Raw genomic sequence first — 4,695 nt, 5'->3', positions numbered from 1 at the left:
AGAACGATCCGCTCCGGCCGCCTCCTGTCGACAGGTTGCGGCCGGAGCGGATCGTTCTGGTGCACGGGCCCTCCGACGTCACCTGGTGCGAGGAGCATCCCGAGGAGGCCGACGCGGCGCACACCGCCGTCGCCGCCAACTTCGCCGCGGCCGACGGCGCTTCCCGCATCGTCCTGATCTCCACGGACAACGTCTTCGACGGCGACGCGTGGCACAACACGGAGCACACCCCCACCGCTCCCGCCAACGCCTACGGCCGCGCCAAGCGGCACGCCGAACGCCTGCTGCTCGCCGGGTCCGCGCGGGCGGTCTGTCTGCGGGTCAGCCTCGTCTACGGCCACGAGCCCGCCGACGCCGGCAAGTGGCTCAACTTCTACGCCGCCTGCGCCCACCGGCTGGCCGACGGCGCGCACGTCGAGGCGCCCGACGACCACTGGACCACCCCGGTGCACGTGGACGACGTGGCCGAGGTCGTGACCGCGCTCCTCACCGGTACGGCCCCTCTTTCCCCGGTCCTGCACCTGGGCGGCCCGGACCGGGTCACCCGCGCCGAGTGGGCCGGGGTGATCGCCGAGTCACTCGGCGCCCCGGCCGACCTGGTGCTGCCGGTCCCGAAGGCCCGCAGCCGCTATGCGTCACGGCCCGAGAACGCCTGCCTGGTCAGCGAGTTGCTGCCGCGTCTGCCTGCGACGCACGCCGTCTTTGTACGCGGCGTGCGGGAGGGGGCACGCGACCTGGCGGCGTCGTTCCCGCGACGCCTCGGGGACACCCTCGGCTGAAGGCCGGGCGACGGCCCGCCCGCCGTCAGTCGTCCTCCAGCCGCAGCGTCTCGATCCGGTCCCAACCGCGGGCGGCGACCCGTTCGCGCAGCCCCAGTCCGGCGGTCGCGCGCACCACCAGGCACTGCGGGGGCCGCAGGTGGCAGGCGAAGGCGACGAGGGTCTCCAGGCCGCTGTTGGCCAGGTAGCGGACGCCGGTCAGGTCGAGAAGGATGTCGTTCGCCTGGTCCTGGTCCTGGGACCGGGCGTTGCCGTGCGCCTGGGTCTGGTCGGTCAGGGCGAGGGCCAGCGGGCCGCGATGTGTGCTCACGACCTCACCGGAGAGGCGCACGCCCGGGCTGTTGGTGGCGGGCATGATGAGGAGGAGGTCGTCGGCGAAGTAGTCGCGCATGGCAGCTCCGATGCCGTGATGCGCCGTGAAAGGAGAGGCAGTCATAGAGGTGGGAAACCCCACCGGCTGTCCTTCGCGCGGTGCTGTGAGGCGGGCACACAGTCCCGCGGACCAGCCGCTGGCGGAGGGGCCCACTCCGGGCCCGAGAGGTCGCCGGAAGGTCATTGCAGCGCTAACAGCAACAACGGACCACGGGCTGTTACTCAGTGTACCCTTATCGCCACGCTTCCGATAGTGGCATATTCAGGCAGTCACGCACGCCGCCCCGCGCGGGAAGAGCGCGGGGCGGCGGCGCCGGAGCGATGTGCCGGGACGTCAGTTCGCCGCGCCCGAGCAGCTCTTGGCGCCCACGTGGATGGCGACCGCGCTCTTCGCGGCGACGGTCGCCGCCAGCCGGCCGTCGCCGTCGACGGTCACGGGCTTGCCGGACTGGACGTCGCAGTACTCGCCCGCGGGCAGCGACGTCTGGTACGTCTCCGTCAGCTCGCCGTCGCCCGCGTTGATGGCGACGAAGGCCTTGGCCCCGCGGCCGAAGGCGATGGCGTTGCCGCCGTTGTCCCACCAGTCGGTGACCTCGGCGCCGCCCGCGGTGTTGCGGAAGGCGACCATGCTCGCGATCTGCCGCTGAGCGTGCTGGCACACCCACGCACCGCCGGAACAGTCCGCCTTGCCGTCGGCGGGCGGGCCGTCGTCCTTGCCGTCGAACGCATACCCGGAGTGGACGTCCGGAGATCCGTACGGGAAGGCCAGCGCGAAGACGTGCGCCAGGGTGTAGGGGGCACCCTGCTTGTACGTGAGGACGTTGCCCTGGCGCTCGGTGTCGTGGTTGGCGACGAAGACGGCGGCGGACTCCGAGGGCAGCTTGCCGTCGGCGATGTTCTTCAGCCCGGCGAGGCTGCCGCCTTCGAAGGCGCCCTTCAGGGCGTACGCGTAGGTGAACTCCTGCACGTCCCCGGTGCCGAGGTACTCGCCGGGCTGGACGTCCTCGCCCGGTCCGGGCAGCGTCTCCTGCTTCCAGTACGCGTTCGGGTCGCTCAGCTGCGACTTGATCGCCTTCAAGTCGTCCTCGGGCATGTGCTTGGCCGCGTCGATGCGGAAGCCGTCGACGCCGAGGGAGAGGAGGTCGTTCATGTATCCGGCGATGGTCTTGCGGACGTGCTCCTCGCCGGTGTCCAGGTCGGCGAGGCCGCCGAGTTCGCAGTTCTGGCTCTCCTCCCGCTTGGTGTAGTCCTGGATCTCCTTCTTGCAGTTGTCCATGTCGGCGCCCCCGTAGGTGCCGGGGTAGTCGTACTTGGTGAACTGCGTGCCGCCGGAGCCGGTGCCCTGCCCGTTGGTCATGTGGTTGATGACCGTGTCGGCGACGACCTTGACTCCCGCGTCGTGGCAGGTGCCCACCATGCTCTTGAACGACGCGCGGTCGCCGAGCCGGGAGGCGATCTTGTAGCTGACCGGCTGGTAGGCGGTCCACCACGACGGGCCCGCCAGACGCTCCTGTGGGGGTGAGGTCTGGACGTATCCGTAACCGGCCGGGCCGAGCGTGTCCGTGCACGCCTTGGCGATGGAGTCGAAGTTCCACTCGAACATCACCGCGGTGACGTCCTTCCCGTCAGCAGCGGTCCGGCTCTTCCCTACGGGCGCCGCCTCGCTCGGCTGCTGGGCGCCCAGGGAGAGACTGCCCGCGGCACCGGCCGCCAGGGCGGCGCCCAGGACGGCGATCCTGCGGGGTCTCGATATACGGCCGTGCATCGAAAGCCTCCTACGTGGGGGATCAGAGGTGCGGGGCCGTCGTGCCGCAAGTCCCTTTGCGCGCCCCGCCGTTGACGGCTTCATGAAAACTGATGCCGCCTTGCTGAAAGTTGTTGCAGTGGGACCATAGGAGGCCCCTGTTGAAGGGTCAACCCCTCTCCCACGACCGCCCGCCTCGCGGCGTCGGCCAGCATCCGTCGGTCGGTGCCCCACAGCGGGGCATGTGCCGTGACACGCACGCTCAGGCAGCGGGCGCCCGCCACCCGGCGCAGCGAGGCCGTGAAGTCCTCCTCGCCGAGGAAGGCGGCGGCGGTGCTCGGGGCACCGCCCTGGCGGTACTCGACGGTCACGGGACGGACCGGCGCGCCCGCGTCGGCCGCTGCCTGGAAGGCGGCCCGCCGGAACCGGCCGCCCGGCACCGAGCACCAGGTCGTCGCCTGGGGAAAGACGAGCACCGACGCACCGGCGCGCAGGGAGTCGGCCAGCTCCGCGACGAGGACCGGAAGTGCGCGCGGGCTGCCGTCCCGGTCGATGAACCGGGTGCCCACGCGCCGGGCCAGCGCACCGACCACCGGCCACTGGCCGACCTCGCGCTTGGCGAGGACGCTCACCGGCTCGACGGCGAGCAGGGCGACGACGTCGAGCCAGGAGATGTGGTTGGCGACGACGAGCGTGCCCGTCCCGCCCGCGTTCTCCGTCCGCACGCTGAGCGGCCCGGCACCCTGCGCCTCCACGCCCACCCCGAGCGCGCCCAGGACCGCGCGGGCCTCGGCCCGCAGGGCCGCCGGTTCGGCGAGCCGGTCTCCACGGGCCACCGCCCGCGTCAGGGCGTACGTCAACGTGGCGTACCGGCGGGCGAGTTCGCCCAGCGGCACCCGCGGGTCCGGGTCGGCGGCACAGCTCGCCGGACAGCCGCGGTCGACCGTCCACGCGCTCATCGCGCGTCCTCGCCGAGGAAGTAGCGGCGGTGGCGCGCGCTGAGCCGCTCCATGTCGAGGAGGACGAAGAAGTCCACGACGTCGAACTCCGGGTCGTGGGCGGGCGCTCCGCACACCCACGCGCCGAGGCGGAGGTAGCCGCGCAGGAGGGGCGGCAGATCGGCGTAGGCCGCGCGTTCCGGTGCCGGGCCGCCGGGCGTCCACGGGCGCCGCGGGTGTACGCGCAGCTCGGGCGGCGCCGCGTGCTTGGCGGTGCCGAGCAGCCACGCGGCGGCCGCCGCCCGCCCGCCGTCCGCCAACGGCACGGAGGCGCAACCGGCCAGGTACCGGTGGCCGGAGAGCAGGACGTAGCGGGCGAGCGCGGACCACATCAGGTTGATCACCGCGCCGGAGCGGTGGTCGGGGTGCACGCAGGAACGGCCGGCCTCGACGAGGGAGGACCGCAGGCCGCCCAGCGCGACGAGCTCGAACTCCCCGTCGGAGTAGGACCGGTCGGCCCGGCCGGGCGGAAGTATTCGGTACGTCCCGACCACCTCGCCCGTCGAGGTGTCGGTGACGATCAGATGGTCGGCGAGGTCGTCGAACGCGTCGATGTCGTGGCCGGGCAGGGGCGTGTCGAGGACGGCGCCCAGCTCTTCGGCGAAGACACGGTGGCGCAGCCGCTGGGCTGCCCTGATCTGTTCGGTGGTGTCCGCGATGGAGGTGACGTACGAGCTGGTGGGGGTCGCGACGAGCGGCGTCGAGGGCATGACGATTCCGTTTCTCGGTTCGAGGGGGATGACGGAGTCGGGGAAGTGGGGACTCTGCGAGTCGGGGAGTCCGTGGGACGGAGGGCTCGGGC

General features: G+C 72.2%; 4 protein-coding genes and 1 pseudogene. 1 reads left to right on the top strand and 4 read right to left on the bottom strand.

All coding sequences use genetic code 11. From position 1 onward, the window contains the following. Positions 1-779 (top strand): sugar nucleotide-binding protein (locus AOK03_RS38090; protein ID WP_157869197.1); only part of this gene is annotated, 779 nt, incomplete at its 5' end. A 25-nt stretch (positions 780-804) separates the two neighbouring features. Here the strand turns inward: AOK03_RS38090 and AOK03_RS38085 are convergent. The 4 genes and pseudogenes from AOK03_RS38085 to AOK03_RS38070 all read right to left on the bottom strand — a co-directional run bounded on the left by AOK03_RS38085 (position 805) and on the right by AOK03_RS38070 (position 4,603). Continuing rightward, complete coding sequence (locus AOK03_RS38085; protein WP_055569939.1) at positions 805-1,170, bottom strand: hypothetical protein; 366 nt, start codon at positions 1,168-1,170, stop codon at positions 805-807. 321 nt (positions 1,171-1,491) lie between these two features. Next, positions 1,492-2,916, bottom strand: a pseudogene (locus AOK03_RS38080) (alpha-amylase); the annotation flags it as partial. Positions 2,917-2,996: 80 nt separating this feature from the next. Then, positions 2,997-3,854 carry a lysophospholipid acyltransferase family protein gene (locus tag AOK03_RS38075; RefSeq protein WP_063792670.1) on the bottom strand — a complete coding sequence of 286 codons (858 nt, stop codon included), beginning with the start codon at positions 3,852-3,854 and terminating at the stop codon, positions 2,997-2,999. Next, on the bottom strand, positions 3,851-4,603 hold the full coding sequence (locus tag AOK03_RS38070; RefSeq protein ID WP_055569937.1) for a GNAT family N-acetyltransferase: 753 nt from the start codon (positions 4,601-4,603) through the stop codon (positions 3,851-3,853). Before AOK03_RS38070 ends, AOK03_RS38075 begins: the two co-directional genes overlap by 4 nt. Between the last annotated feature and the right edge of the window lie 92 nt (positions 4,604-4,695).

The sequence above is a fragment of the Streptomyces atriruber genome (genome assembly GCF_001418325.1).
Lineage (GTDB): Bacteria > Actinomycetota > Actinomycetes > Streptomycetales > Streptomycetaceae > Streptomyces > Streptomyces atriruber.
This window is presented reverse-complemented; position numbering and strand designations above follow the sequence as displayed.